Genomic DNA, 905 nt, shown 5'->3' with positions numbered 1-905 from the left:
ACCGCAGGCTCGTCCTGCCCAGCATGCCGAGCGGTGGGGTCGATATTTTTGCGTGCAACCGCCAGGTGCTGGAAGCGATCCTGTCCATCGAGGAGCCCAACAGCTCGCTTGTCGTGCAATTGTTCTGGGTCGGCTTCAGGCGGGAATTCGTGCCCTATCGCCGCCGCGAACGAGAGCACGGGACGAGTGCCTGGAGCATGGCCCGTCGGTTCAGATACATGATGGACAGCATCTTTTCGTTCTCCGATTTCCCCATAATTCTGACCCTTTGGGTGGGTTTCGCGGGCTGCCTGCTCAGCCTGCTGTTTGCAGCCGTTACCGTCGTGGCGCGGTTGCTCGGCAACATTGACGCAGCCGGCTACACAACACTGGTGCTGCTGATCGTGGGCTTCGGATCGGCCAGCCTGATGGTCCAGGGCATTCTGGGCTGCTATCTCTGGCGGGCGGTTGAAAACACCAAGTCACGGCCCCTGAGAGTGATCAGCCGCGTCGTCGAGGGGACATCGAAATGACCGACAGGGCATTTTTTGTTCATGAGCAGGGCATCTGCGAAAGTCCGCATATCGGCCAGGGAACACGTATCTGGGCGTTTGCCCATGTTCTGCCGGGCGCCGTGATCGGTGCGGACTGCAACATTTGTGATCATGTTTTCATCGAGAACGACGTGGTGATCGGTAATGACGTGACCATAAAGAGCGGCGTTCAATTGTGGGACGGCCTCCGCCTTGGAAACCGCGTGTTCGTCGGCCCAAACGCGACATTCACCAATGATCGTTTCCCGCGCTCGAAAGAGTATCCCGAGGCATTTCTTCTGACGACGGTCGAGGACGGCGCATCGATAGGTGCCAATGCGACAATCCTGCCAGGCATAATCATCGGACGTCAGGCGATGATCGGCGCAGGCG

At 58.8% G+C, this 905-nt stretch carries 2 protein-coding genes; both read left to right on the top strand.

Annotation, left to right across the window (positions count from 1 at the left end; genetic code table 11):
* Window positions 1–512 (top strand): hypothetical protein (locus EOA36_RS37620; RefSeq protein WP_210212451.1); only part of this gene is annotated, 512 nt, incomplete at its 5' end.
* Window positions 509–905: acyltransferase (locus EOA36_RS36245; protein ID WP_145969542.1), on the top strand; the 397-nt coding region annotated here is incomplete at its 3' end. The genes EOA36_RS37620 and EOA36_RS36245, both read left to right, overlap by 4 nt.

The organism is Mesorhizobium sp. M8A.F.Ca.ET.021.01.1.1 (assembly GCF_003998025.1).
GTDB lineage: Bacteria > Pseudomonadota > Alphaproteobacteria > Rhizobiales > Rhizobiaceae > Mesorhizobium.
This window is presented reverse-complemented; position numbering and strand designations above follow the sequence as displayed.